This window comes from Dactylosporangium aurantiacum (assembly GCF_000716715.1).
Taxonomy (GTDB): domain Bacteria; phylum Actinomycetota; class Actinomycetes; order Mycobacteriales; family Micromonosporaceae; genus Dactylosporangium; species Dactylosporangium aurantiacum.
In genome coordinates this window covers 1-25,948 of the sequence record NZ_JNYJ01000006.1, presented here as the reverse complement: position 1 = coordinate 25,948, position 25,948 = coordinate 1, and the positions used below count along the sequence as shown (strand labels likewise).

Genomic DNA, 25,948 nt, shown 5'->3' with positions numbered 1-25,948 from the left:
CCGCTGCGGGCGGCTCAGCGGGGTTGGCCCGGGGCGACCGGCTCCCCTTCCGGGACCGACCGGAGCGTGAGCAGCCCGGTCGCCAGCGTGGCGAGCAACGCGGCGCCCAGCAGCAGGGCGGAGCCGTCGTGGATCTGGTCGTGGACGGTGTAGAACTGCAGGCCGAGCGTGCCGGCGGCGAGGCCGAGCAGCGTGCCGGCGGTGACCGCGCCGCCCTTCCACAGCACCACGGCCGGGATCGCGATCCAGAGCAGGGCCCGCGGCCACAGGTCGGCGTCGTCGTCGTACACGTCGGTGCTCGTGGCCCACGCCAGCAGCACCAGGCAGCCGGCGGCGGCGAGCGTCGGCCATGAAAGCCGGGTCGGCGCGGCGCGCAGCAGCACCACCGCCAGGACCAGGGTCGACACGGCGAACGAGACCAGCCCGGAGATGAACCACCAGCTCATGCCGCTCATCTGGTCCGGGCTGCCGAACAGGCTGAGCGGCCCGGCGGCGGCACCGACGCAGTACGCGGCCGTTCCCGCGCTGCGCCGGACCGCGAGCAGCAGCACCCCGCCGAGCAGCGCCAGGAACGACGCCTCGAAGAAGAACATCTGCGCGACGTAGTACGGCTCGACCTGGTACGACCACGACTCGACCTGCCAGTACACGATGAGCACGAATCCGGCGGCGGCGATCCCGGCGGCGGCGAGCGCGACGGCGGCCGGCCCCTTCGCCAGCCGGGCGGGGCGCACCTCGGCGCCTCCGCCGGTGCCACCGCCTTTGCGCAGCCGCACCACCAGCAGCACGGCGGCCACCGCGAGCAGCACGATCATCAGCAGCGCCGGCAGGACCTGCATGTCCTCGCCGCGGTCGCTGATGCCGGCCGCGGCCATCCACAGCAGCGCGCCGCCGATCCAGGCGCCGACGGTCCAGCCCGCCCACGCCCGCGAGCCGGCCGCCGCATACACGACGGTGCTGCCGACCGCGACGGCGACCCCGATGCGGATCACCTGCGCCGAGCCGATCACCTCGGTGGAGTTGGACACGAGCCACAGCAGCGCGGCGGCGGGCGTCCACAGCGCGACGGCGCCGAGCCCGAGCGGCAGCAGCCGTCCCGCGCCACGGCCGCCGAGCGCCGCCAGGGCGGCCAGCCCCGCGACCACGACCAGCGCGAGGAGCTGCCCGGCGAGCACCGGCGTCATCAGCGCGTACTCGTCGGTCCAGTCGAAGTACCGGGCGATCGAGACGAGATCGCCGACGATCGGCAGCGCCGCCCATGGGGTCAGCCCGGCGATGACCGCCAGGGCGGGCCGCGACCGCGCGGGGCGGACGGCCGCCCAGCCGCCCAGGGCGACGAGCGCGGCCAGGGCGAGGTAGTCGAAGACCAGCTCATACCCGTCGTGCCGCACGAACGACGACGGCCCGGCGTCGCCGAACGTCAGCAGGAACCGCAGCATCGCGGTCACCGCGACGGCGATCCCGGCGCCCCGCACGACGGTCGCGGCACGCGGCCCGGCGAGGAGGTCGACCGGCGCCGCGCCGGACGGTGCGGTGGGCGGCGCCGCGGACCACGCCGGCGGCTCGGCCGGCCAGGAGGCGTCGGAGGTGGGCGGCGCGGCCGGCGGCCAGGCGGCGTCCACGGCGCCGGGCCAGGAGGCGTCCGGGGCGGCGGGGATCTGTGCGGCGGCCGGCGACACGGGGAAGGCACTCACGGCGGGCGACACCGGCGCGGCGCTGGTCGGCACGGCGCTGCCGGGAGCCGCGCTCGTCGGCGCGGCGGCGAACGGGCCCGCCGGCGTCTGCTCCCACGGCGCCGGCGGCACCGGCTGCTCGAACGTCGACGGCACGTTGGACGACGGCAGCGTGTACATGGGCGCCTGGGCGGTTTCCGGAGCGCCCGGCATCGACAATGCGGCGGGCGACGCGGCGGCGGCCGGCACGGGGTCCGCGGGCACCGCCACAGCCGGCGACACCGGATCGGCCGACACCGGACCGGCCGGCATCGGCGCCGCCGGAGACACGGGCACGGCCGGCGCCACGCCCACCCCGGGCACGGCCGGCGACACGCCCACCGTCCCGGACACCGGCGGCGACACGGGGACCGCCGGAGACACGGGCACGCCCGGCGACACGGGGACCGACGCCGACACCGGCCCCGCTGCGGGCAGTGGGGCGGGCGCGGTCGCCGAGGCGATCAGGCTCCCGCCCGCCACGATCAGCTCGGGCTGCTCGATGATCGTCGGTGCGATGCCGAGCGCCCGGTGCAGCAGCGTCGCGGCCAGGGGGATGCGGCTGGAGCCGCCGACGAGGAACACCCCGGCGATGCGGGAGGCGTCGACCTGGGCGGCGCGGATCGCGGCGACGGTCGCGGCGACGGTACGGTCCAGCAGCGGCCGGGCGAGGTGCTCCAGCTGCTCCCGGCCGAGCAGCGCGTCGGTCTCCACCAGCGGCAGGAAGATCGACGTCGACGAGGAGCGGGAGAGCATCTCCTTGCCGGTGCGCACGTCGTCCCAGAAGTGCCGGGAGGCCCGCCGGTCCGCCGGGGTCTCCGGGTGGGTGAGGCGCCGCCAGAGGTCGCCGTTGGCCACGCCGTACGTCGCGCCGAAGTACGCGACGACGGCGTTGTCGATGTCCAGGCCGCCGGCGTCGCGCAGGCCCTCCTCGGCCAGCACGGTGTAGCCGTCGCCGGTCCGGCCGACGACCGAGGCGTCGAACGTGCCGGCGCCGAAGTCGTACACCACGACGCACTGCCCCACGGGCACGGCGTGGCCGAGGGCGTCGACGAAGTACGCGGCGGCGGCGACCGGCTCCGCGACCATGGCCGGCTCCCCCAGCCCGGCCAGCCGCGCCGCCTCCTGCAGCACGGATCGCCGCCGGGGCCCCCATGAGGCCGGGTACGTGAGGGTGACCTCGCCGACGGGGGCGCCGGCGACCCGCTCGGCCTCGGCGCCGACCCGGCGCAGCACCGCCCCGATCAGCGTGGTGACCGGCAGCTCGGCCGGGCCGAGCAGCACGGAGCCGTCGTCGACGCGCAGCTTCGGGTTGGGCTCGAACGCGTCGGGGTGGGCCCGGCCGGCGTGGATCGCGTCCCGGCCGACGAGGAAGCCGGCGTCGGGCGCCCGCAGGTCCAGGCACACCGCGGACGGCAGGATGGGTGTCTCGCCGAACAGCAGGGGCCGGACCTGGCCGTCGGGTTGGCCGACGACGGCGACCGTGCTCGACGTGCCGAAGTCGATGCCGAGCCGCACCGCATCTACGCGCATGCGCACAAGGTAGTGCCCGGCGCAGCAGCGGTCACCGTACGAACAGCCACCGATACGCCGCGACGGGCCGACCCGGCGGGCACGGGGACGGGATCGTCAGCGCCGGGCGTCGACCAGTGCGCCGGTGGGGCCGAGGTGCGCGATGGACGAGGGCGCCGCCGCGGCGTGGCGCCGGTCGAGGTCGGGGAACAGCCGGTGCAGCTCCGGGGCCGGCAGGACCCTTCGCAGCAGCGTCTCGCGGTGCTCGTCGTCGAGCACGAGCACCACGAAGTCCGCGTCGACGGCCCGCACGTCGCGCAGCTGCCGGCGCGAGGACCGGCCCGCCTGGGTCAGTGCCGTCAGGTACCGCTGGAAGGCGTCGTGCCACTCGGGCAGGCCGGCGCGGCACGCGAACCCGGTGAGCGCCCGCTGCCAGCCGGCGTGCTCCGGCAGCCAGTCCGGGTCTCCGGCCGGGTGCCCGGGCAGCGCGTCGACGGTGGTCATCGCGAGGCGTGGCATCGCGATCACGCCGCCGGGCTCGCGGTGGATCTCGCCGAGGGCCGCGACCGTGCACGGCTGCCGCGCCGGCCGCTCCCGCACGGCGGCGCGGACGGCGCCCACGACCGCGTCGGTGACCGCCCGCTCGAAGCCGTTCCAGTCGAATCCACCCGCCATACCGGGGATTCTAGAGGCCGAGCGCGGCGGCGGTGCCGATCTTCTGGGCGTACAGGGCCTTGACGATGAGCGCGGTCTCGTCATAGCCGAGGATGAGCACCGCGTCGGGGGCGTTGGACCGCACCCGCGCGGCGAGACCCGAGAAGTTCTCGCTGCTGGTCGAGTAGGTCACGAGGTCGACCGCGGCCTCGGGCATGCCGGACGCGACCAGGTTCGCCTTCACGTTCTTCTGCAGCCCGAGTCCGTAGGCGTCCTCGCGGGCCAGGATGGTCACCTTGCGCATGCCGTCGCGCATGATGACGTCGGTGAGCGCGCGGGCCTGCAGGGTGTCGGCCGGGGCGGTGCGGAAGAACAGGCCGTTGTCGGGCACGGCGCTCAGCTCGTCCGATGTGGACGACGGGGAGATGAGGATCCGGCCGGCCGCGGCGATCTTCGGGATGACCGCCTTCGTCACGCTGGAGGAGGACGCGCCGATGATGACCTGCACGCCGAGGTTGACGAACCGGTCGACGGTGGCGGCGGCGACGAACGGGTCGGTGCCGTCGTCGCCGTCGACCCACTCGACCGGCTGGCCGAGCACACCGCCGGCGGCGTTGACGTCGGCGACGGCGAGCTTGGCGGCGGCGAAGCGGGGCGGGCTGCGGAAGGCGAGCCGGCCGGTGTGCGGCATGAGCCCGCCGACCTTCAGCGCGGGCGGCCGCTTGCCGGCGCCGGGCGCCGGGTACGCGGTGAACGGCGGGGCCGGCGCGGTGGAGGCGAGCGACTCGTCGCCGGCGCCGATGTACTCGGTCAGGTTGGTGTTGATGGTGTTGTCCCGGCCGAAGTGCAGCGTGCCGTAGGAGGCCGAGGACGGCTCACCCTTGTCGTTGAGGCCGCTGCGGCGCATCGACACGCCGCGGTAGGCGAAGTCCTTGCCGGCCTTGGCCAGCTGCAGGCAGGCGGCGGCCGACTCGCAGACGGCGCCGGAGGTCGAGGCGGCCACGACGTACTTCGCGACCGTGGTCGGCACGGTGGTGCGCGCCGACTCGGCGGCGAGGGCGGCGAGCATGACCGCGTCGTACGCCTCGGCGGCGTAGCCGTAGTCGGCCAGCGTCGGGTCGACGCCGCGCAGCCGCTGCTGGAACGCCTCGGACAGCTCCAGCAGCGGCGAGGTCCCGGTCATGCCGGCCAGCAGCCCTGGCGCGTCGGTGAGCTTGTCCTTGAGTGAGCTGGACATGTTCGCGTCGGATCCGTACAGCCGCACCACGAGCGGCCGGCCGGCGTCGGCGGCCGAGGTCGTGCCGCAGCCGGCGGCGATGGCGGCCACCGCGCCCAGGGCCACGACCATCCGGGTGCTGGATCCCACGACATCTGCCTTTCGTCCGCGAATTGGCCTCGCGAACCATAAGCAACCGCTACCGCGCTCCCGAGTGCGCACCACGGACCTTGAGGAAAAATTGCGGTAAGCCCGCGACGATTTCGAATATTCACCTGCCGCATTAGCAGAAGTCAATTAGTGAATTGACCACTGTTTGGTGTTGTCGCTTCCCGGTCGGTCACAGCAGGCTCAGGGCGGCGGTGACCGGGTCGATGTCGGCGGGGACGGCGGGGCCGATGGCGCAGCAGGTGGCGGTGCCGGCGGCGACCTGGGTGCGGCCGGCGTCGTGGATGACCTGGACGGGCAGGCCGGCGTCGGTGGCGCGGGCGCACAGGTCGGTGAGGGCGGCCTCGCCGGTGACCTTGAGCACGACCTTCGGTTGGCCGGCGCGCAGCCAGGTGGTGAACACGGTGCCGTGCGGCCCCTGCAGGACGGCGGCGACCGCGGCGTGGGCCACCTGGGCGGCGATCTTGCCCTTGCCCATGCCGAGGTCGGTACGTACGACGAGGACCATCTTCGGCTCGGTGTTCCCGAGGCTGTTCACCGGGCCGTTCGCGGGGCTGTTCACGAGCAGGGATGGTAGCGGTCAGGCGCGGACGGTCAGGTCGGCGAGTGAGCGCATCGCCGCGGGCAGGTCACCGGCGCGGCGCTGGCGGTCGGCGCCGGTGCCCTCCGTGCGCAGGCGGGCCAGCTCGGCGGTGACGAGGGCGTGGTCGCCGTGGCGGTGCAGGGCCGGGGCGACGGTGTCGGCGAGCAGGTCGACCATGTCCCAGGCCGGGACGGCCCGGCGGCCGCGCAGGTCCATGAGGGTGCCGGCGAGGCCCTGGTGCGCGGCGTTCCAGTGGGCGGCACGCAGCAGGTGCTCCGGTGGGCGCACCGCGGGGCGGCCGGCGGCGATGTCGTCCAGGACGGTGGTGACGAGGGCCCGCACGAGCCCGGCGACGAGGACGGCGTCGGCGGCGGTGGGGCAGACGTCGGCGACGCGGATCTCGACGGTCGGGTACCGCTTCGACGGTCGGACCCACCACAGGACCATGGAGTCGTCCAGCATGACGCCGCTGCCGACGAGCTCGGCGACGGTGCGTTCGTAGTGGGCGACCGAGGTGAGGTAGGGCGCCGGGGCCAGGCTCGGCCAGCGTTCCAGCTGGATGCTGCGCCAGCTCGCGTGGTGGGTGTCGGCGCCGGCGTGGAACACCGAGTTGGCGGTCATCGCCTGGATGAGCGGCAGCCACGGCCGCAGGTGGTTGCAGACCTGCACGGCGACCTCTGGGTCGGCGACACCGACGTGGATGTGGCAGCCGCACAGTGCCGGGTCGTGCGCGATCGGGCCGTAGTGGCGGGAGATGGCGTGGAAGCGGGGCGTGTCCTCGACGGTGCGGTCCGGTTCGGCGACCGGGGTGGCGGCGACCGCGACGAGCCGGGCGCCGGCGGTCCGCGCGGCCGCGGCGGCCGCGGCCCGGTTCGCGGTGAGGTGCTCGCGCAGCTGCGGCAGGGTGCCGCAGACGGGCGTGACCATCTCCATCATGCTGCGGCGGAACTCGACGCGGGTCTGTTCGCGGACCGCGGGCGCGAGCGCGTCCCGGGCGGCGTCGGCGACGGGCGCGTTGTGCCAGGTGCGCTCGTCCAGGAGCAGGAACTCCTCTTCGACGCCGACGGTCGGGGTCTGCCCGGCGAGGACGCCGGCGATTTCGGCAGGGCTGGACGCGGTCAGCGACATCGACGCGCCTTTCGAGGACGGAGGAAACCGGCGGCGGGGTCAGGCGGCGCGCGTGGCGGTCAGCACGGCGACGGCGATGCGCTCGGCGTGGGCGTAGGAGTCGTCGAGGTTCTCGCTGTACACGTCCGGGTCGACCTCGCGGTAGCTCCACCGCAGGTCGGTGCCGGCGAGCCGCTCGTCGGCCGCGGCGAGCAGCGGGTCGTGCCCGTCGACGATGCCGGTGCCGCTGAACAGCACGAGCGAGCCGCCCGGCGTGAGGCGCTGGACCGCGGTGTCGAGCACGGCGAGCGGCAGGTCGTGGCCGTGTTCGCCGCCGCCGTGCCGGTACGGGCGCCGGTCCGGGTCGATCATGAACGGCGGGTTGGACACAATGAGGTCGAAGGTGCCGTCCACGGCGCTGAGCAGGTCGCTGCGCACGGCGCGGACCCGGTCGCCGCAGCCGGCGAGGGTGGCGTTGACGGCGGCGAAGCGCAGCGCGGCGGGATTGATGTCGACGGCGAGGACCTCGGCGTGCGGGGCGTGCCTGGCGACGGTGACGGCCACGGCGCCGCTGCCGGTGCCGATGTCCACGGCGCGCCGCGGCGGCCGGTCCTGGGTCCGCAGGTGCCCGGCGACGGCGTCGGCGGTGCGGTACGTGTCGGGGCCGAAGAACACCGCGTCCGGCGCGTTCGGCGGGTATGCGGAGTGGAAGAACAGCCCGCCGTCGTAGCTGGAGCAGCGCACGGTGGCGCGCCACAGGTCGCCGTCGCGGTGCAGCACGCCGGCTTCGTCCAGCAGGGTCACGAACCGGTCGGGCAGGTCGCCGGGGCCGAACGGGCGGCTCCAGCCGAGCACGTCGCGCAGTGCGCGGCCGCGGGCGTTGCCGGGGCGGCCGTTGACCCGCTCGTAGGTCGCCGGGGTGACGGCGGTGAACGCGTAGCCGGCGTCCTTGAGGGCGTCACCGAGGCGCAGCAGCGCGGTGTCGGCACGGACGGGTGCGTCGGCGAGTGAGGTCATAGCCCCCCGCTTCCCCTCGAAGATCCTGCTTAACCGGCCCCGGACGAGGGAATACGAACGGCCATGCGCCTGCCCCTTGCCCGAGGACCCGTCTCCGACACGCTGACCGCGATGCTGTCGGGGCCGCCGCGTGACCTGCCCGCCGGCACCTGGCGGGAGCTGTCCACCACCGGCGACGCGTGCACCGACGAGGATCTGCAGCTGAGCCTGCACATCTGCTATGAGCTGCACTACCGCGGCTTCGACGGGGTCGACGAGCGGTGGGAGTGGCAGCCGTCGCTGCTGTCGTTGCGCCACGCCGCCGAGGAGCGCTTCGAGGAGGCGTTGCGCGCGATGGTGCCGGTACAGGCGCCGCCGCCCCCGCAGGAGGTGCCGCACGCGCTCACCGCGCTGGTCGACGCGGACGACAGCCCGTCGCTGTCGAAGTTCCTGACCAGCCGGGCGACGATCGAGCAGTTCCGCGAGTTCGTCATCCACCGCTCGATCTACCACCAGCGGGAGGCGGACCCGCACACGTGGGCGATCCCGCGGCTGGCCGGCCGGGTGAAGGCCGCACTGGTGGAGATCCAGTCCGACGAGTACGGCGGTGGCCGGGCCGAGCGAATGCACGCCGAGCTGTTCCGCGCCACCATGCGAAAGCTCGACCTGGACGACAGCTACGGCGCGTATCTCGACGTGGTCCCGGCGGTGACCCTCGCCACGAACAACCTGATGTCGCTGTTCGGGCTGCACCGCCGGCTGCGCGGCGCGATCCTGGGGCAGCTGGCGGTGTTCGAGATGACCTCGTCGCTGCCGAACCGGCGGTACGGCAACGGCCTGCGCCGCCTCGGTGGTGACGCGGCCGCGACCCGCTTCTACGACGAGCACGTGGAGGCCGACGCGGTGCACGAGCAGATCGCCGCGTACGACCTGTGCGGCGGGTTCTGCGGGCAGGAGCCGCGGCAGGGCGCGACGGTGCTGTTCGGCGCGGCGTGCGCGCTGGAGCTGGACGGCCGGTTCGCCGGGTACGTGCTGGACCGCTGGCGGGCGGGTCAGTCGTCGCTGCGCGGCGCCGGCGGCGAGGCCGACGCGCCGCTCAACGGGCGCTCGCCGGTGGGGGCGCTGGGGGCCTGAAAGCCGACCATCTTGTGGGTGCCGTCGCAGAACGGTTTGATCGCGGACCGGCCGCAGCGGCACAGCGCGACGGTGCGGCGGCCGGGGTCGACCTCCTCGCCGTCCTGGGTGAGCAGCGTGAACTGGCCGCGCAGCAGCAGCGGCCCGTCCTCGCACACGGTGACGGAGGCGGCGGGATCGTCCATGCCCTGTGGGTTGCCCCTCCACGGGCGAGGCAAACGGCCGGACCGTGCCCGGGCACGGTCCGGCCGCGGCACGCTAGGCGCGCCGGCCGCCGCGCAGGAACCCGGCGTCGAGGAACTTGAAGTTGGTGCTCTCCCGGTCGCCGACGACCGGGGTGTTCTCGCCGTCGTGCACGACGAGCAGCCCGCCGGGGAAGCCGGGCAGGGCGGTGGCGACCACGGCCGCGCCGTCGCACGCCTGGGAGCCGTCGGCGCGGGCGCCGTCGACGACCGCGAACCGGCCGGTCGGGCGCAGCGTCAGCCGGTCGTAGGTGAAGAACGTGTTGTCGCCCTGGCTCGACACGAGCAGCGTGCCGTTGAGGGTGCCGGTGGGCAGGATGGTGAGGCCCTCGACGTCCGCGGCGATGCGGCCGCCGTAGCCGGGGTCGCTGGCGTAGTCCACGACGCAGTCGTCCTCGGCCTCGTCGAAGTGGGCCGGGACGCCGAACTCGCGGGTGCGCTCCACCGACTGCGGGGCGCCGCGGAACCGGCCGCCCCACACCGGGACCCGCCACAGGCCGACGGTCTCCTGCGCCAGGTACGCGACCCGGGTCACCGGGTCCACGACGCTGCCCTCGACCTGAGGGCCGTCGCCGGGGTCGGCGCACGGTGACCACGACGAGCCGTCCGGCAGCCGGAACGTCGAGGGCAGGCTGAGCCGGTCGACGCGCTGGTAGGTGACCGTGGCGCCGGCGGCGACGAGCCGGAACAGCCCGACCTCGCTGGTGCTGCGGCGGCTCACCACGGCGTACCAGGTGCCGTCGAAGTCCTGGTAGGTCGCCAGCCCGTACGCGGTGCGCTGGTCGTTGACCTCGGCCTGGCCCGCGCTGAACGCGAACGGCACGCCCGGGGCGGTCACGTCGGTGAGCGGCCCGCCGGCCGGGTCGATGCGGTAGAAGCGCAGCTGGTCGCGGCCCCGGTCGGTGACGACGGCGAGGTCGGCGCCGCGGCCGCCGAGCCGGAACCCGTGCACGAGGTCGACGTTGTTGAACCGCCCGGCGGCGTCCTGCGGCCCGGGCGCCGGCGGCGTGGCGATCGCCTGCCGCTCCCGGCCGGCCAGGTCGTACACGCGCAGGCCGCCGTTCTTGGCGGTGGCGATCACCCGGCTGGCGCCGCGGTCGCGCTCGTTGACCCAGATGGCCGGGTCGTCGGCGTCCGCGTCGCCGCCTTCCGCGTCGTCGTACAGGGGCGGGGTCTCCAGGACCGGGGTGACGGTCCGCAGGCCCGACGGCGGTGCGGTGGAGGCGGTCGACGGGGAGGGTGCGGCGTCGGCGGCCGCCGGGGCGAGCAGCAGCGGCACGGCCACCGCGGTGAGCGTCAGGAGTCGTCGCATCGGCCGACGCTATGGTGCGCCGCCGTCCGCCAGGCGAACGCGGATGCAGCACCCGGTGTACGCGAGGCGGACGGCGGCGTCGACGGTGGTGCTTCACTCCGGCGGCGGGTCGGCCAGCGGCCAGCCGCCGGCGGCGAGGTACGCGGACACCCGGGCGACGTCCTCGGCGGAGGCCGGCTGCAGCACCGCGCCGTTGATCATGTCTCGATGTCGTCGGTGCTGATGGGGTCGGCGCTGCGCTGCGACTGCGCGGCGAGGTCCCGCCCAGCGCACCAGGGCGCCGGGCCGCCCGACGCCGCTGCCGAGGATCGAGCCGGCGGCCACGTGCGTGGTGGACAGCGCGAAGCCGAGGTGGCTGGAGGACAGGATGACCGCCGCGGACGCGGACTCCGCGGCGAGGCCCTGGGGCGGGGCGATCTCCACGAGGCCCTTGCCGAGGGTCCGGATCGTCACGCCGGCGGCGGCCGGCCACCGCTCGGCAGGGGCGGTCGCGGAAGTTCGCCGACATGTCATGAGCTGGTCATTTGCGGGTCGCCAAGGTCCGCGGCGGGCACCCGGTCCCGCCGCCGAGGGTATATAGGCGATTCAGCACCATTAGCCCGGTTTACGCGCGATCATGGCCTGGTGAGCGAGCAAGCGGAGGCACCCGAGAACGGTCACGTCGTGCATGTCGCCCGGCAGCCCATCTACGACCGCGAGGGCGTGATGGTCGCCGAGGAGCTGCTGTTCCGGGCCAGGGCCACCGCGTCCGGCGCCGACCGCAGCGACTCGCAGGCCACGGCCCGGGTGCTGGTCGCCGCGTTCACCGAGTTCGGCCTGCAGGAGCTGGCCGGCGGCCGGGTGTGCTTCGTCAACCTGACCCGCGACTTCCTCACCGGCCGGCTGCCGCTGCCGTTCGACGGCAACCACGCCGTGCTGGAGATCCTCGAGACGACCATGGTCGACGACGCCGTCGTCGCCGGCGTCACCGAGCTCGTCGAGCAGGGCTACACCGTCGCGCTGGACCGCTTCACGCTCGGCGGCGGCCACGAGCCGCTGCTGCCCCTCGCCACCTATGTGAAGATCGACATGCTGCACGCGACCGAGCCGGAGGTCCGTGCCGCCGTCGCCGAGTGCCGCCGGCACGGGCACCTGCGGCTGATCGCCGAGCGCCTCGAGACGCCGGAGGCGCTGCACCTGGCGTACCGGCTGGGCTTCGAGCTCTTCCAGGGCGACGTGCTGGGCCGCCCGCACGTCAACTCGACGCTGACCCTCGCCCCGGCGCGGCTGACCCGGCTGCGGATGCTGCAGGCGCTCAGCGCCGAGGACGTGGACATGGACGAGGTCGTCGACCTGGTCGGCCAGGACGCCGCGCTCAGCCTGCGGCTGCTGCGCGCCACCAACGCCGCCGCGACCGGCCTCAACCGCACCGTGTCGTCGATCCGCGACACCGTCGTCACGCTCGGGCTCAACCGCATCCGCCAGTGGGTGACCCTGATGCTGGTCGCCGACCTCACCGAGTCCGATCCTGAGCAGCTCAGCGGCGTGCTGGTGCGGGCCCGCTTCGCCCAGTTCCTCGCCGGCGGCGTGGGCGTGCCCGGCGACGTGGCCTATATCGGCGGGCTGCTGTCGGCGATCGCCGACCTGTTCGACGAGCCCGCCGACCGGATGCTGCAGGACCTGCCCCTGGACCCGTCGCTGGTCGACGCCCTCACCACCGGCCGCGGCCCGCTCGGCGACGTGCTGGCCACCGCCCGCGCGTACATGACACCGTCGGCGGAGATGCCGCCGGCCGGCGCGCTGCCCGCACAGCAGTCGGTCGACACCGCCGACATGGCCATGGCCTACCTGTCCGCGGTCCGCGCCACCAACGCCACCCTCGCCGAGCTGACCGCCGGCGTGTAGCGGGTGCTACCGTCCCGCACCATGCCCGATGCAGGAGTGGTACTGGTCACCGGCGCGTCACGCGGCCTCGGCGCGGCGATCGCACGGACCCTCGCCGGGTCCGGCTGGGCGGTCGCGGTCAACTACCGCCACGGCGCCGGGGCGGCCGCGGCGGTCGTCGCGGACATCCGCGCCGCGGGCGGCACCGCCGAGGCGTTCGAGGCCGACGTCACCGACGAGGTGGGCGTCGAGACGCTGGTCGCCGCGGTCGGCGACCGGCTCGGCCCGGTCACGGCGCTGGTCGCCAACGCCACCGGCCCGCAGCCGGAGGTCGCCGTCGAGGACCTCACCTGGGACGACCACCTCGGCCAGCTGCTGTTCTTCGTCAAGAGCCCCACACTGCTGGTGCGCGCGGCGCTGCCGGCGATGCGCGCCGCGGGCTCCGGCCGGGTGGTGCTGATCGGCTCCGACATGCTCGACCGGGCGCTGCCCGGCTGGTCGGCGTACGTGGCGGCGAAGGCCGCCCAGGTCGGCCTGGTCCGCACCTGGGCCCGCGAGCTCGGGCCGCACGGCGTCACCGTCAACGCCGTCGCCCCCGGCTGGATCCCGGTCGAGCGGCACGCCGGGGTGCCGGCCGACGCCGTCGAGCAGTACACCGCCGACGTGCCGCTGGGCCGCATCGGCCGTCCCGGGGACGTCGCGGAGGCGGTGCGCTGGCTGCTGTCGGACGCCGCGTCGTTCGTCACCGGCGAGCGCATCACCGTCAACGGCGGTCACACCATCGACTGAGCCTATTTCAGGCTTGACTTATATAAGGCACGGGTGACATTGTCGTGCGGTGCATGCGTTCGACGTGCTCGGCGACCCCGTACGGCGCCGCATCCTGGAGCTGCTCGCTGACGGCGAGCAGACCGCCGGCGCGGTCAGCGAGACCGTGCGGGCCGAGTTCGGCATCTCCCAGCCGGCGGTGTCGCAACACCTGAAGGTGCTGCGCGAGTCCGGGTTCGCGACCGTGCGCGCCGACGGCACCCGGCGCCTCTACGCCGTCGACGCCGCGCCGCTGCAGGAGGTCGACGCGTGGCTGGAGCGCTTCCGCGGGTTCTGGTCCCAGCGGCTGGACGCCCTCGGCACCGAGCTGGCCCGCGGCCGGCGCACGCCGCGCACCCCACCGTCCACACAGGAAGGACCACACCCGTGATCGACATCGTCAACCAGATCAACGCCGTGCACCGCGCGGTCGGCACCCACCCCGTCAGCACCGGCGCGGGACGTTCGCTGCTGCTGCGGCGCACGTACGACGCCACGATCGACGACGTGTGGGACGCCTGCACCGACCCGGTCCGCCTCGGCCGGTGGCTCGGCCAGGTCGACGGCGACCTGCGCCTCGGCGGCACCTTCCAGCTCAAGGACAACGCCGGCGGCCGCGTCCTGCGCTGCGAGGCGCCGCACCTGCTCGCGGTGACCTGGTCCTTCGGCGGCGGCATGGACACCGAGGTCGAGCTGCGCCTGACCGCCGGCCCCGACGACACCACCGTGCTGGAGCTGGAGCACTCCTCGCCCGCCGAAATCGTCGACGAGCTCGTGCGCCAGTACGGCCCCGGCGGCACCATCGGCATCGGCGGCGGCTGGGACCTCGCGCTGCTCGGCCTGGACCTGCACCTGCACGGCGCCGACCTCGACCCGGCCGGCTGGGAGGACGCCCCGGAAATCAAGGACTTCGCCACCCGCAGCTGCCACGCCTGGGGCACGGCCATCCAGGCCGCCTGGGGCACCGGCGACGACGACATCGCCGCGGCGATCGCGTTCGGCGTCCAGCACTTCGCCCCGCCCGCTTCCTGAGGACGCCCCACGCGGTCGTCCTGCGGCGCCGGCCGGCACCCCGGTGCGGCGGTTGACGGCCGGTCACCGCACGCCGCGTCGTTCGCGGCGTGGGACGGAGCACTCACGCTGCTGGAACGGCGCGCATCTACGGCGATACGCCTGGATCGTCGCGGAAGCTCAGCCCGGCCGCGTCCAGCGCGGCCCGGAGGTGTCGCAGGGCGTAGGGCCCGACGCCGTGCAGTGCCAGCACCTCGCGCTCGCTGAGGCCGGCGACCTGTTCGAGCCGGACCACGCCGAGTGCGGTGAGCGCACGGGTCGCGGGTGCGCCGAGGTGGGGCAGCGCGATGCCCGGCTCGGGTGCCGGCCGGTCCCTGCCCGGCCGGGAATGACCCTCGTGGTCCAGGACGGCGGCGCCGCGCGGCGAGAGCCGGTACCCGATGTCCAGCGACTCGGTCAGGCCGCGCTCCTTGAGCTTGCGCACGTTCTGCTTGAACGACGGGGTGTCGCGGCCCACGCGTTGCGCGAGGTCGGGCGCCCGGGTGGCCGGCAGCTCGTCGATCAGCAGCAGCGTCTGCCGGGTCCAGGGCCCGGTCGGCGAGGCACGGTCGAGCCGGTCGAGCCACCCGACGATCGCCTCGATCTCGGCGGCGTCGGGCACCGATTCCCGCAGCCCGTGCCGTGGGTCCACGCCCGCGTACCGCAGCCCGATCCGGTACACCGGACGCTCCGGATGCACGCGGTCCAGCCCTTCCCGGAGCGCGACCAGCGACGGCGCGCCGGCCCGGCGGGCGTCCGCGGCGGTCAGCGACCGCACCGGCACCCGGTCCACGGACGTGATCTCGACCAGCCCGACCGCGGTCCGCATCCGGGTGCCGACCCTGACCCGGGGCCGCTCCCACCGCCGGAACGCCACGTCGACGTCACCGGCACGGATCGCCGCCAATTCCGCGGGACGCATCTGCACACCCCAGTTCACCACACGCCACGAGCCACCGGACGCCCATGGGCATCCCGCGTGTCATGTGCGCCTTCGGGTCCGGTGCTGGTTGGGCGGTCGCCGCGGCGTATCAGGCGGCGCGGGCTACGCGGCCCGGGGTGTCGGCGGCGGGTTGAGCCGCGCGAATCCGGCTTGCCGGTAGTACGGAAAGTACGGGTACGGTGCGGTGCGGCTGCTGGCAGTGTCGAGGTACGCGAGTTGCTGCGGTGTCAGGCTCCAGCCGACCGCGTCGAGGTTGTCGCGGAGCTGGCGTTCGTTGCGGGCGCCGATGATGACCGAGGAAACCGTCGGTTGCCGCAGCAGCCAGTTGATGGCCACCTGTGGGATGGTCCGGCCGGTCTCCTGCGCGATCGTGTCGAGCGCGTCGACGACGTCGAACAGGTGCTCGTCGGTCACCGGTGGGCCGAAGTCGGCCGTCTGGTGCAGTCGGCTGCCGGCGGGCAATGGTTGGCCGCGCCGGACGCGTCCGGTGAGCCTGCCCCAGCCCAGAGGGCTCCACACCAGCGCGCCGACGCCCTGGTCGAGGCCGAGCGGCATGAGCTCCCATTCGTAGTCCCGGCCGACGAGGGAGTAGTACACCTGATGCGCGATGTACCGGGGCCATCCATGATGCCGCGCGGTCGCGAGGGATTTCATCAGCTGCCAACCGGAGAAGTTGGAGACTCCGACATAGCGCACCTTGCCGGCCCTGACGAGGTCGTCCAAGGTGGACAGGACCTCGTCGATCGGGGTGCCGGCGTCGAACGCGTGCAGTTGCAGCAGGTCGATGTAGTCGGTGCCGAGCCGGCGGAGCGCGCCCTCGCAGGCGCGGATCAGCCGGGCGCGCGAGGTGCCCGCGTCGCCGGGGCCTTCGCCTGTCGGCAGGCCGGTCTTGGTGGACACCAGCACCCGGTCCCGGCGGCCCTTGATCGCCTGTCCGAGGACGCGTTCTGACCCGCCGTCGGAGTAGACGTCGGCGGTGTCGAACAGCGTGACGCCCGCGTCCAGGCAGATGTCCACGAGCCGGCGTGCCTCTTGGGCATCGGTACTGCCCCACGCCCCGAAGAGGGGGCCCTGCCCGGCGAATGTGCCGGCACCGAAGCTCAGTGCCGGCACGGTGAGCCCGGACGCTCCCAACCGCCTGTACTCCATGAACATCTCCCTCGTTAACGGTACTGTCGTTCCGTTAGCTCGACGCTAGCACGCGGCGGTGCATTAATGGAACTGGAGACCCGTTATGACCGATCCCGTTGAACCCGGCACCGTCCGGCCCGGCGGTCGCACCGCCCGGGTCCGCGCCGCGGTCCTGCGCGCCGCCGGCGACGCACTGGCCGAAGGAGGCATCGCCCAACTCGACCTGGCCGACGTCGCCCGCCGCGCCGACGTGGGCAAGACCACCGTCTACCGCCGCTGGGGCACGGTGGCCAATCTGGTGACCGATCTGCTGCTGGACATGGCCGAGCAGTCCTTGCCGCGCGCCGACACCGGCACGCTGCTCGGCGACCTGACCGCCAACGCCCAACTGGTCCAGCGCACCCTCACCGACCAGCGCCAGGGCGCGCTGTTCAAAGCGATCATCGCCGCCGCCACCGGCGACACCCGGACCGCGCAGGCGTTGCGCCGCTTCTACGACACCCGCATCAACGAATGGGCACCCTGCGTCGAGCAGGCCGTCGCCCGCGGCGAACTCCCCGCCGACACCGACCCCCAGGAGGTCATCCGAGCCGTCTCCGCGCCGCTGTACTACCGGTTCCTCGTCACCGGCGAAGACCTCGACAACGCCGCCGCGGACCGCGCGGCCAACGCCGCCGTCGCCGCCGCCCGCGCAGGAACATACCGGAGGAACACCACCAACGCGTCACACACCTGACCAGCCGTGCAGCTTCAACCCGTACCCCGGTTGCCGCGCGAGATTTGCGGGACGCACGGCTGTCGGCGATGGTGAGGCGTTCTGTCCGGCCGGAAGGAGCGATGATGCGGCGACCGACGCTGTTTCTGACGGTAGGACTCCCCTGTACCGGAAAGACCACCGCCGCTCAACGTATCGAGATCGAGCAGGAAGCGCTGCGTCTCACGAAGGACGAATGGGTGAAGGCGCTCTTCGGGCCCGAGAATCCACCATCGGCCGGGGACGTGATCGAAGGACGGCTCATCGACATCGGGCTGCGTGCCCTCGAACTGGGCAACAATGTCGTCATCGACTTCGGCCTCTGGAGTCGCGATGAGCGCTCCGCCCTGCGGCAGGCAGCAGCCGACCGGGGTGCGACGGTGCAGATGCGGTACTTCGAGCTCACGCCGGCCGAACAGCGCAGACGGCGTGACCAGCGCCAGGCCCGAGCGCCACACACGACCTGGCTCATGTCCGACGAGGAACTCGCCGAATGGGCGGCCAGAATCGAGATACCGACTCCCGGCGAACTCGACGGCAGCGAACCCATCGGTGACCCACCGGCTGGATTCGCGACGTGGGACCAGTGGCGCGGATACCGCTGGCCGCCATCGGTCTCCTGACCTGCTCCTCACGGCGCTGCCACGACCGCGCATCGGCATGGCCGCGAAGTGATGCCGTCGGTGCCGTGATGCGGTGGGACGGGGCGAGCGAGCGCGGCGGGACCGGCGAAACGGGTGCCCGGTTGCCCACCGGTACGACAAACCCCCGCAGGTGCACAGATCCCCACCCGGCGTTGCGCGGGCCGGCCCACGGGACGACGGTCCTTGTGGACCGCTTCGACCGATCGGGGGACTCGATGCGCGCATTGTCCATGGCCCTGGCACTCGCGTTGCTGCTGCCCGCCGCACCCGCCACCGCGGCCACCGCGACCGGCGGGCCGTTCACACCCGGGTCCGCCGGCATCGGCGACCCGCAGTACCCGACCGCCGGCAACGGCGGGTACGACGTGCGCCACTACGACCTCGCGGTGCGGTACCAGCCCGACACCCGTCACCTCGACGGGCACGCCACGATCACGGCCACCGCCACGCAGTCCCTGTCCCGGTTCAACCTCGACCTCATGGACCTGACCGTCACCGGGGTCACCGTCGACGGGCGGCCCGCCACCTGGGCCCGGGACGGCGACGAGCTCGTCGTCACGCCGGCGCGCGGGCTGCCGGCCGGGCGGCCGTTCGTGGTCGCCGTGCGCTACGGCGGGGTGCCGCGCACGTTCCGCATCCCGGAGATCCCACTCGAGTCGCTGTTCATGCCGACCGCCGACGGGGCGCTCGTCGCGGGTGAGCCGCAGTCCGGGGCGTCCTGGTTCCCGGTGAACGAGCACCCGCGGGACAAGGCCACGTACACCGTCGCGATCACGGTACCGGCCGGGCTGACCGCACTGAGCAACGGCATCCCGCGCGGCTCGACGACCCGCGCCGGCTGGACCACGTGGCGGTGGGCGTCGACCAGCCCGATGGCCAGCTACCTGAGCACCATCGCGATCGGCCGGTGGCGCCTCGACCAGCACCCGCACGACGGCCGGCAGACCATCATCGCCGTCGACGAGACGCTGCCGCCGACCCTCGCCGACGACGCGGTCGGCCGCACCGACGAGATCACCGACTACCTGGAGACGCTGTTCGGGCCGTACCCGTTCGAGGCCAACGGCGCCATCGTCGACAAGCACGACCCGCTGCTGTTCGCCCTGGAGACCCAGACCCGGCCGATCTACCCGGCCGGCTTCTTCGCCGACGGCCCCAACCCGTTCGACGACGGCATAGTCGCCCACGAGCTGGCCCACCAGTGGTTCGGCGACAGCGTGTCCGTGCGGTACTGGCGCGACCTGTGGCTCAACGAGGGCTTCGCCACCTACGCCGAGTGGCTGTGGGGCGAGCACGACGGGTTCATGACGGTGCGGGAGCAGTTCAACCAGTTCTACGACACCCCGGTCGACGACCTGTTCTGGAACCCGCCCCCGTACGACCCCGCCGCCGACTCCCCCTTCGTCGTCTCGGTGTACCAGCGAGGCGCGATGACCCTGCACGCCCTGCGGCTGCGTATCGGCGAGGCCGCGTTCTGGCGCACCATGCGGACCTGGACTGCCACGTACCGCCACGGCAACGCCTCGACGCCGGACTTCGTCGCCCTCGCCGAGCACGAGTCGGGGCAGGACCTGGCCGCGTTCTTCGCCGCCTGGCTCACCGGCGCCGCGAAGCCACCGAACCCCGACCCGCTGCCACCGGGCGTCCGCGCGGCCGCGGCACCACCAGCCGCCTGCGCCACCGTCCCCCACGCCGGCTGCCGCGCCCGCCGCTGAGACGACCGCGTATGCGCCCGCGCGTCTCGGCTATGGAACGTCTCAGCGGCGTGGACTGCAATGAACGCATGACGAACGAGATCCTGGTCCTCGGCGGCACCGGCAAGACCGGCCGTCGCGTCGTGCACCGGCTGCGGGACGCCGGCGTCCCGGTCCGCGTCGGATCCCGCACCGCGCCGCTGCCCTTCGACTGGTCCGACCGGGCGACCTGGGCGCCCGCGCTGCACGGTGTCCGCGGCGTGTACGTCTCCTACCACCCCGACCTGGCCGTGCCCGGGGCGCAGGAGGACATCGCCGCGTTCGCCCGCCAGGCGGTGGCCGCCGGGGTCGGCCGGCTGGTGCTGCTGTCCGGGCGCGGCGAGGAGGAGGCCGCGGCGTGCGAGGCGGTCGTGCGCGACGCCGGGGTCGAGTGGACGGTGCTGCGCTGCAGCTGGTTCAACCAGAACTTCTCCGAGGACTACCTGCGCGACGCGGTCGCCGGCGGCGAGGTCGCGCTGCCGGTCGCCGACGTGCCGGAGCCGTTCGTGGACGCCGAGGACATCGCCGACGTGGCGGTGGCGGCGCTGACCGGGGACGGGCATCAGGGGCGGGTCTACGAGCTGACCGGGCCGCGGCTGCTCACGTTCGCCGGCGCCGTCGCCGAGATCGCCGCCGCGACCGGGCGGGACGTCAGGTTCGTGCGGGTGCCGGCGCAGGACTACGCCGCCGGGCTGCCGGCCGAGGTGGCGCCGCTGCTCATGTACCTGTTCACCACGGTCCTGGACGGGCGCAACGCGTACACCACCGGCGACGTGCGGGCCGTCCTGGGCCGGGAGCCGCGCGACTTCGCCGGCTACGCCGAGCGGACCGCGGCCACCGGCGTCTGGTAAATCGCTGGCGCGGTCCGGCGGACCGCTGTTGCCTGGCCCCATGATCGTTGTCACCGCCGCCTCCGGCGCCCTCGGCCGGATCGTCGTCGAGCAGCTGCTGACCCGCCACCCGGACCGGCCGGTGGTCGCCGCCGTCCGCGACCCCGGCCGGGCCGCGGACCTGGCCGCCCGCGGCGCCCTCGTCCGCCGCGGCGACTACGACGACCCCGCGTCGCTGCGCGACGCGCTGCGCGGCGCCGAACGGCTGCTGCTCATCTCCTCCCCTGTGCTGGACACCGAGGTGCGCGTCCGCCAGCACCGGGCGGCGATCGACGCGGCCGTGGACGCCGGCGTGCGGGCCTTCGCCTACACCAGCTTCCTGGGCGCCGACCGCGGCGGCGACGGCCCGAACGCCGCCCACCACGCCACCGAGCGCGCGCTCGCCGGCAGCGGCCTGCCCGCCACGATCCTGCGGCACCCGTTCTACACCGAGGCGTTCGTCAATCCCGGCCTCCGCGACGCGGTCACCTCGGGCACCGTGACCCACGGCACCGGCGGCCGCGGCCTCAACACCGCCCTGCGCGCCGATCTGGCCGTCGCCGCCGCCACGGTACTGACCAGCGACGAGTACCTCGGCCGGGCCTACGACCTCACCGGTCCACTGTGGACGTACCAGGACCTCGCGGCGGTGCTGGGCGAGCTGTCCGGCCGGCCGGTCGAGCCCGTCGAGACCACGGTCGCGCCGCCCCTGGGCTTCCTGATGCAACTGGCGAAGGCCGGGCTGCTGGAGCGGCAGACGGCGGACCTGGCGGCGCTCCTCGGCCGCCCGCCGACACCCCTGCGCGACGCCGTGGCCGCCGCCCTCGGCTGAGGCGGCGGTGGCGCCCGGCACACCCCGTACGGCATCCTAGGACACTAGGTATCAACAACCGCGCGACGCGTCACGGCAGGCTGAGCAGCGCCTCGGAGGCGACCGGGCGGTATCCCGCGGCCTGGAAGGCGCGGATGCTGCGGGCGTTGCCGGCCGCCTGCTGCGACCACACCGGGCCGCCGTCCGGCACGAGATGGCGGGCGGCGGTGGCCAGGGCGCGGCCCAGGCCACGGTGCCGGGACGCCTCGTCGACCTCGATCGCCGTCTCCCAGCGGCCGGCCACGCCGCGGCCGAGGATGAGCACGCCGCCGTCGGCCGCCCAGACGCGCACGTCGTCGCGGCGGCGCAGGGCGCTGCGGACGCGTGGATGCTCCGGGTCGCCGACCTCGGTCAGGGGCACCGGTGGGGCGCCGGGCAGCGAATGGGCGACCGTCAGCAGGTCGACGGTGTCGGTCGTCCGGCCGGTACGGTCCAGCAGCGCGGTGAGGAACCTGGGGTGCATCGCGGCGGCCAGGGGGTCACAGCCCAGGCCGGCGAGGGTCGCGTGGACCCACGCGGGGTCCTCGTCGGTGAACACGACCGAGTGTGCGGTGAACGCGACCACACCCGCGTCGCGCGGGGCGGGCTGCGCGACGACGGTCACGCCGCCGTCGGCGGGTGGGAACCGGCCGGCCGCGGCCGCGTCGAGGATGTCGGCGAGGTGCACCGCTCAGGTATATCGGGTGTTCAGCGCAGCGCCCGCACGACGGTGGCGTGGATGGTGCCGATCGGGGCGGGGCCGAAGAGCCTGGAATCGAGGCCGGGGCGGTCGCCGTACACGATGACGGTGCCCTGCGGGACGGGGCCCGGTTCGGTGTTCGGCACGCCGGGCGGCACCGGGTCGCCGGGCACGGCGACGACGCGTTTGATGAGCCACCCCTCCCCCGGGCACGGCGGGACACCGGGGGCGCGGTGCACGAGGGTGGCGCCGGGCGGGACGGCGACGACCGGCGGGCGGCGCAGCACGACGATGTCGCCGCGGCACGGCGGGCGGCCGGTCCAGCGCCGGGCGAGCAGGACCGCGCCGTCGTGCAGCGCCGGCTCCATGCTGCCGCCGCGGACCCGGACCACCGTCCACCGGCGCCGCACCAGGAAGGCGGCAGCGGCGCAGAGCACGGCGCTCACGGTCAGCCACATCATGAGGCGGGGTCCAGCTGGTAGCCGCTGGCCTGCAGCCGGAACAGGTCGGCGTAACGGCCGCCGGCGGCCATGAGCTCCTCGTGGGTCCCGGTCTCGGCGATCCGGCCGCCGGCGAGGACGAGGATGCGGTCGGCGTCGCGGACGGTGTTGAGGCGGTGCGAGATCAGGACGCTGGTGCGGCCGGCGCGGTGGGCGGCGATCATACGGTGGATGCGGTGCTCCGCCTCCGCGTCCAGGCCGGAGCTGGGCTCGTCGAGGATGAGCAGGTCGCGCCGGCCGCGCAGCAGGGCCCGGGCGAGGGCGAGGCGCTGCCACTGCCCGCCGGACAGCAGCACGCCGTCGGGGCGGTCGTAGTCGACGAACGTGCGCGACAGCAACGTGTCGTACCCGCCGGGCAGGGCGAGCAGGGTGTCGTGGATGCCGGCCCGGCGCGCCGGCTCGGCCAGCCGGGCCGGGTCGGTGTCCAGGTCGGTGCGGCCGTCGGCGTCGCCGAGCGCGATGTTCTCCGCGGCGGTCAGCTCGTAGGACATGAAGTCCTGGAACACCGCGGCGATCCGCCGGCGCAGCTCGTCGGCGGGCAGGTCGCGCAGGTCGGTGCCGTCCCAGCGGATCGCGCCGCGGGTCGGGTCGTAGAAGCGGCACAGCAGCTTGACCAGGGTGCTCTTGCCGGAGCCGTTCTCGCCGACGACGGCGACGGCGGCGCCGGGCGCGACGGTGGCGGTCACACCGCGCAGGACCCACGGCTGGTCCTCGGCGTAACGGAACCACACGTCGTCCAGGACGATGCCGGATTCGCCGACGCGCGGTCCGCCGGCGGAAACGGTGGGACCGGCCGGCTCGTCGGCCGGGGCGGCGAGCAGCTCCCGGTAGTGGTCGAACAGCAGCCCCGCGTGGTGGGCGAGGGCCAGGTGCTGCACGCCGCCGGACAGCGCCGCCTGCACGCCGGCGACGGCGAGGACGACGGCGCCGACATCACCGGCGCTGAGGGTGCCGCCGGCCGCGGCGACCAGCGTCCAGATGACCGCGGCCCCGGCGAGCACCGCCGACAGCGCCGCGAGCGCGACCTGGCTGCCGAGCTCCGCGCGGTCGAGGCGGCGGTGCCCGGCGTTGACGGTGCGCAGCTCGGCGAGCATCCGGTGGCGCAGCAGCGCTCCGGCGCCGAAGAGCCGGATCTCCTTGGCGGCGCTGAGGTCGGTGAGCAGGTCGCTGTAGAACAGCTCGCGCCGTTCGGCCGGGCTCAGCGTGTACGTGAGCGCGGCCCGCCGGCGGCTGAGGCGCAGCTCGGCGACGAGGGCGGGGACGGCGGCGGCCACGAGCCCGCCGGCGAGCCACGGCGACACGGCGACCAGCGCCCCGGCCAGGCCGGCGAGCGTGACCGCCGCCTGGGCGACGCCCAGGACGCTGTCGACGACCTGCCCGGGCCCGCCGTTGCCGGCCTGTTCGGCGAGGCGCAGCCGGTCCCGGAACGCCGGGTCCTCCAGCGTCCGCAGCAGCGTGAACCTGCCGACGGCGGCGTAGAGCCGGTCCTTGGCGATGACGGCGACGCCGCGGCCGAGCTCGGCCTGGGCGTAGCGCAGCACGGGCGGCCCGAGCGCGGCGAGCAGCCCGGCGGCGGCGAGGGCACCGGCGACCGGGAGCACGGCCGCGGACGCGCCGCCGGCCACGACCCGGTCGATGGCGACCTTCGTGAGCCAGGCGGCGACGGCCGGCAGGGCCCCGGCGAGCAGGCGGGCCGCCACGTACCCGGCGAGCAGCGCGGGCCGCGCCCGCCAGGCGAGCGCGAGCGCGGCGGCGACCCGGCCGGTCACCGCGCCCGCCCGGCGGACGCGAGGGCGGCGATGGTGCGCCCCGGCACCGCGCCCGCCGGGCGGGCGGGCGCGAGGGCGGCGGTGGCGCGTCCCGTCATGTCGGTCACGCCGCCACGGGCACCTGATAGCCGACGGACTCGACCACCCCGCCGTCCCGCACGAGCACGAAGGCGGGGAAGCCGCGGACGCCGAAGGCGCGGGCGACCGGCCCCTCGGGGTCCTCCACGACGACGGCGACCCCGGTGCCGGCGAACGCGCCGACGACCGGGCCGGTGTCGCCGCCGTCGTCGACGACCACCGCCAGCACGTCGCCCGGGTGCCCCACGGCGGCGGTGCGGAAGTCACCGAGGCGCTCGTGGCAGGCGGGGCAGTCCGGGGAGAAGAACCCGACGAGGGTGCGGCCGGTGATCGAGTCCCGCCCGACCGCCTGCCCGTCCACAGTGGACGCCACGAAGTCGGCGACGGGCTCGCCGATCCGCACGGTCGCCACCGGCGGGGGCTCGGCCAGGTCGCCGAGGCGGTTCTCGTACGCCCGCAGCCGCCGGACGACACCGAGGACGACGACGAGGTTGAACACGGTCAGCGCGGTGAGCAGCAGCACCGCGACGAGCAGGGCGGTGTTCACCGGCCGGTCCCCCTCGCTGGTGCCTGCGGGATGCGGAACAGCGACACGATGTCCTCCAGCGACGCGACGATGGGTCCGGCGACGCCACCGGCGACCGCGCAGACCAGGGACAGGGCGGTGGGGCCGGGGCGGTCGGCGGTGACGGCGCCGAGCACCCCGAGGGCGATGAGCGCCACGTTGCGGGCGACGCCGACGCGGCTGACGGGGGTGTCGGCGCGGCCGAAGCAGGCGCAGGTGACGGTACGACCCCGGCGCAGCGCGACGACCTGCGCGGCGGCGAACGCGGCCAGCAGCGCCACGGCGACGCCGAACGCGGGACGCACCGCCGGGGCGGGTCCCGCGCCGGTCGCCAGGTGCAGCAGCCACCACAGCAGGGCGGCGGTGACGGCGGCCTCGGCGAGCAGCACGGCGCCGGCGAGCGCGGTCGCCGTGCGGGTGCCGGGGCGGCCCGGTCCCGGCCACAGCGCGGCCGCGCTGCGCCGGAACCGGGTGAACGACCGGGATGAAACTTTCCCGGCGACCGCCATCGCGAACACGACGGCCAGCGCACCGGCGGCGACCGCGGTCACCGGCATCGGTGGCCCGCCGCGGCGCGCCCGGCCGTCGTGTGGTTCAGCACGTGCCGGTGACCGTGCAGGAGTAGCAGTGGTTCGGCACGCCCGAGCAGCCGTACATGCACTTGCGGCGGTACCGCAGGCCGCCCTTGCAGTAACACGTCTCCCATTCGTACGTGCATCCCGCGTCGGCCTGCGTCGTCGGGGCGAGGCGCGCGAGCACGCGGTCGGCGAGCCGGCCCATGGCTTGAACCATCGGTGACATCCTTCCATCGGGAAATACCGATAGGCAGGGTGATCGATTGGCCACGGCGCTGTCAATGGGAACGTTCCCACCGGTCCGGGACCTGGATTGCTCAAGCCGCGCCAAGGGGCGCTCACGCCGGAACCCGGGCGCTCCTGGTGGAGGCCCGGGTCCCGAGGCTGTGTCGTGGTGATGCGGCTCAGGCGTCGACGAGCTCCTTCGCGGTGTCCGGCACGGCGAAGCCCTTGCTGCCCGGGGTCGCCGCGGCGTGCACCA

The 25,948-nt window shown here is 74.5% G+C and carries 26 protein-coding genes and 1 pseudogene; 10 read left to right on the top strand and 17 right to left on the bottom strand.

The genetic code is table 11. From position 1 onward, the window contains the following. Positions 1-14: 14 nt before the first annotated feature. The 6 genes from OP18_RS61775 to OP18_RS07845 all read right to left on the bottom strand — a co-directional run bounded on the left by OP18_RS61775 (position 15) and on the right by OP18_RS07845 (position 7,969). On the bottom strand, positions 15-3,245 hold the full coding sequence (locus OP18_RS61775) for an Hsp70 family protein (protein WP_081970497.1): 3,231 nt from the start codon (positions 3,243-3,245) through the stop codon (positions 15-17). Positions 3,246-3,341: 96 nt separating this feature from the next. Further along, complete coding sequence (locus tag OP18_RS07865; RefSeq protein ID WP_033358109.1) at positions 3,342-3,899, bottom strand: hypothetical protein; 558 nt, start codon at positions 3,897-3,899, stop codon at positions 3,342-3,344. A gap of 10 nt (positions 3,900-3,909) precedes the next feature. Further along, the gene (locus OP18_RS07860) at positions 3,910-5,244 is read right to left on the bottom strand and encodes an ABC transporter substrate-binding protein (RefSeq protein WP_156089353.1); all 1,335 of its coding nucleotides are present in this window, start codon (positions 5,242-5,244) and stop codon (positions 3,910-3,912) included. 190 nt (positions 5,245-5,434) lie between these two features. Then, on the bottom strand, positions 5,435-5,824 hold the full coding sequence (gene pth2, locus OP18_RS07855; protein ID WP_245635290.1) for a peptidyl-tRNA hydrolase Pth2: 390 nt from the start codon (positions 5,822-5,824) through the stop codon (positions 5,435-5,437). 18 nt (positions 5,825-5,842) lie between these two features. Beyond that, on the bottom strand, positions 5,843-6,973 hold the full coding sequence (locus OP18_RS07850; protein ID WP_052386360.1) for a carboxylate-amine ligase: 1,131 nt from the start codon (positions 6,971-6,973) through the stop codon (positions 5,843-5,845). A 39-nt stretch (positions 6,974-7,012) separates the two neighbouring features. After that, entirely contained in the window at positions 7,013-7,969 is a 957-nt protein-coding gene (locus tag OP18_RS07845; RefSeq protein WP_052386359.1) for a methyltransferase, read from the bottom strand. A gap of 63 nt (positions 7,970-8,032) precedes the next feature. Between OP18_RS07845 and OP18_RS07840 the strand changes: the two genes are divergently transcribed. After that, the gene (locus tag OP18_RS07840) at positions 8,033-9,082 is read left to right on the top strand and encodes an iron-containing redox enzyme family protein (RefSeq protein WP_052386358.1); all 1,050 of its coding nucleotides are present in this window, start codon (positions 8,033-8,035) and stop codon (positions 9,080-9,082) included. Here OP18_RS07840 and OP18_RS07835 read toward each other — a convergent pair. The 3 genes and pseudogenes from OP18_RS07835 to OP18_RS54855 form a co-directional block, all read right to left on the bottom strand. Further along, complete coding sequence (locus OP18_RS07835; protein ID WP_033358108.1) at positions 9,001-9,267, bottom strand: CDGSH iron-sulfur domain-containing protein; 267 nt, start codon at positions 9,265-9,267, stop codon at positions 9,001-9,003. The two genes, OP18_RS07840 and OP18_RS07835, sit on opposite strands and share 82 nt — an antisense overlap. 73 nt (positions 9,268-9,340) lie before the next feature. Beyond that, positions 9,341-10,636 carry a phytase gene (locus OP18_RS07830; protein WP_033358107.1) on the bottom strand — a complete coding sequence of 432 codons (1,296 nt, stop codon included), beginning with the start codon at positions 10,634-10,636 and terminating at the stop codon, positions 9,341-9,343. Between the two features lie 237 nt (positions 10,637-10,873). Then, positions 10,874-11,083, bottom strand: a pseudogene (locus tag OP18_RS54855) (inorganic phosphate transporter); the annotation flags it as partial. A 177-nt stretch (positions 11,084-11,260) separates the two neighbouring features. Between OP18_RS54855 and OP18_RS07820 the strand changes: the two are divergent. Genes OP18_RS07820 through OP18_RS07805 form a run of 4 tightly spaced genes read left to right on the top strand, consistent with a single transcriptional unit; the run spans position 11,261 to position 14,338 of the window. Next, entirely contained in the window at positions 11,261-12,520 is a 1,260-nt protein-coding gene (locus OP18_RS07820) for an EAL and HDOD domain-containing protein (RefSeq protein ID WP_052386357.1), read from the top strand. Positions 12,521-12,541: 21 nt separating this feature from the next. Continuing rightward, positions 12,542-13,288: an SDR family NAD(P)-dependent oxidoreductase gene (locus OP18_RS07815; protein WP_033358105.1), complete on the top strand. Its 747-nt coding sequence runs from the start codon at positions 12,542-12,544 to the stop codon at positions 13,286-13,288. 49 nt (positions 13,289-13,337) lie between these two features. After that, entirely contained in the window at positions 13,338-13,697 is a 360-nt protein-coding gene (locus OP18_RS07810) for an ArsR/SmtB family transcription factor (RefSeq protein WP_033358104.1), read from the top strand. Next, complete coding sequence (locus OP18_RS07805; protein ID WP_033358103.1) at positions 13,694-14,338, top strand: SRPBCC domain-containing protein; 645 nt, start codon at positions 13,694-13,696, stop codon at positions 14,336-14,338. Before OP18_RS07810 ends, OP18_RS07805 begins: the two co-directional genes overlap by 4 nt. A gap of 127 nt (positions 14,339-14,465) precedes the next feature. Here OP18_RS07805 and OP18_RS07800 read toward each other — a convergent pair whose 3' ends face one another. Together OP18_RS07800 and OP18_RS07795 are read right to left on the bottom strand one after the other, a co-directional pair. Beyond that, the gene (locus OP18_RS07800; protein WP_245635289.1) at positions 14,466-15,278 is read right to left on the bottom strand and encodes a hypothetical protein; all 813 of its coding nucleotides are present in this window, start codon (positions 15,276-15,278) and stop codon (positions 14,466-14,468) included. 123 nt (positions 15,279-15,401) lie between these two features. Further along, positions 15,402-16,448: an aldo/keto reductase gene (locus OP18_RS07795; protein ID WP_033358231.1), complete on the bottom strand. Its 1,047-nt coding sequence runs from the start codon at positions 16,446-16,448 to the stop codon at positions 15,402-15,404. 85 nt (positions 16,449-16,533) lie between these two features. Here OP18_RS07795 and OP18_RS07790 point away from each other — a divergent pair, with 85 nt between their 5' ends. The 5 genes from OP18_RS07790 to OP18_RS07770 all read left to right on the top strand — a co-directional run bounded on the left by OP18_RS07790 (position 16,534) and on the right by OP18_RS07770 (position 21,262). Further along, complete coding sequence (locus tag OP18_RS07790; protein WP_033358102.1) at positions 16,534-17,166, top strand: TetR/AcrR family transcriptional regulator; 633 nt, start codon at positions 16,534-16,536, stop codon at positions 17,164-17,166. Positions 17,167-17,270: 104 nt separating this feature from the next. Beyond that, complete coding sequence (locus OP18_RS07785; protein ID WP_245635288.1) at positions 17,271-17,807, top strand: P-loop nucleotide/nucleoside kinase family protein; 537 nt, start codon at positions 17,271-17,273, stop codon at positions 17,805-17,807. Positions 17,808-18,043: 236 nt separating this feature from the next. Next, positions 18,044-19,543 carry a M1 family metallopeptidase gene (locus OP18_RS07780; RefSeq protein WP_081970558.1) on the top strand — a complete coding sequence of 500 codons (1,500 nt, stop codon included), beginning with the start codon at positions 18,044-18,046 and terminating at the stop codon, positions 19,541-19,543. Between the two features lie 32 nt (positions 19,544-19,575). Further along, positions 19,576-20,412 carry an NmrA family NAD(P)-binding protein gene (locus tag OP18_RS07775; protein WP_052386356.1) on the top strand — a complete coding sequence of 279 codons (837 nt, stop codon included), beginning with the start codon at positions 19,576-19,578 and terminating at the stop codon, positions 20,410-20,412. Between the two features lie 40 nt (positions 20,413-20,452). After that, positions 20,453-21,262: an NAD(P)H-binding protein gene (locus OP18_RS07770; RefSeq protein ID WP_033358099.1), complete on the top strand. Its 810-nt coding sequence runs from the start codon at positions 20,453-20,455 to the stop codon at positions 21,260-21,262. A 70-nt stretch (positions 21,263-21,332) separates the two neighbouring features. Here the strand turns inward: OP18_RS07770 and OP18_RS07765 are convergent, their stop codons facing one another. The 6 genes from OP18_RS07765 to OP18_RS07740 form a co-directional block, all read right to left on the bottom strand. Beyond that, a complete protein-coding gene (locus OP18_RS07765; protein ID WP_033358098.1) occupies positions 21,333-21,968 on the bottom strand; it encodes a GNAT family protein in 636 nt (211 codons plus the stop codon). Between the two features lie 20 nt (positions 21,969-21,988). Continuing rightward, a complete protein-coding gene (locus OP18_RS07760) occupies positions 21,989-22,426 on the bottom strand; it encodes a S26 family signal peptidase (protein ID WP_162189753.1) in 438 nt (145 codons plus the stop codon). An 11-nt stretch (positions 22,427-22,437) separates the two neighbouring features. Continuing rightward, positions 22,438-24,249 (bottom strand): ABC transporter ATP-binding protein, encoded by a 1,812-nt coding sequence (locus OP18_RS07755; protein WP_033358097.1) that lies wholly within the window; start codon positions 24,247-24,249, stop codon positions 22,438-22,440. A gap of 103 nt (positions 24,250-24,352) precedes the next feature. Next, positions 24,353-24,874 carry a TlpA family protein disulfide reductase gene (locus OP18_RS07750; protein WP_033358096.1) on the bottom strand — a complete coding sequence of 174 codons (522 nt, stop codon included), beginning with the start codon at positions 24,872-24,874 and terminating at the stop codon, positions 24,353-24,355. Further along, positions 24,871-25,449, bottom strand: a complete 579-nt coding sequence (locus OP18_RS07745) for a MauE/DoxX family redox-associated membrane protein (protein WP_033358095.1) — start codon at positions 25,447-25,449, stop codon at positions 24,871-24,873. Before OP18_RS07745 ends, OP18_RS07750 begins: the two co-directional genes overlap by 4 nt. A 37-nt stretch (positions 25,450-25,486) precedes the next feature. Continuing rightward, positions 25,487-25,684: a hypothetical protein gene (locus tag OP18_RS07740; RefSeq protein ID WP_156089352.1), complete on the bottom strand. Its 198-nt coding sequence runs from the start codon at positions 25,682-25,684 to the stop codon at positions 25,487-25,489. Positions 25,685-25,948: the final 264 nt, after the last annotated feature.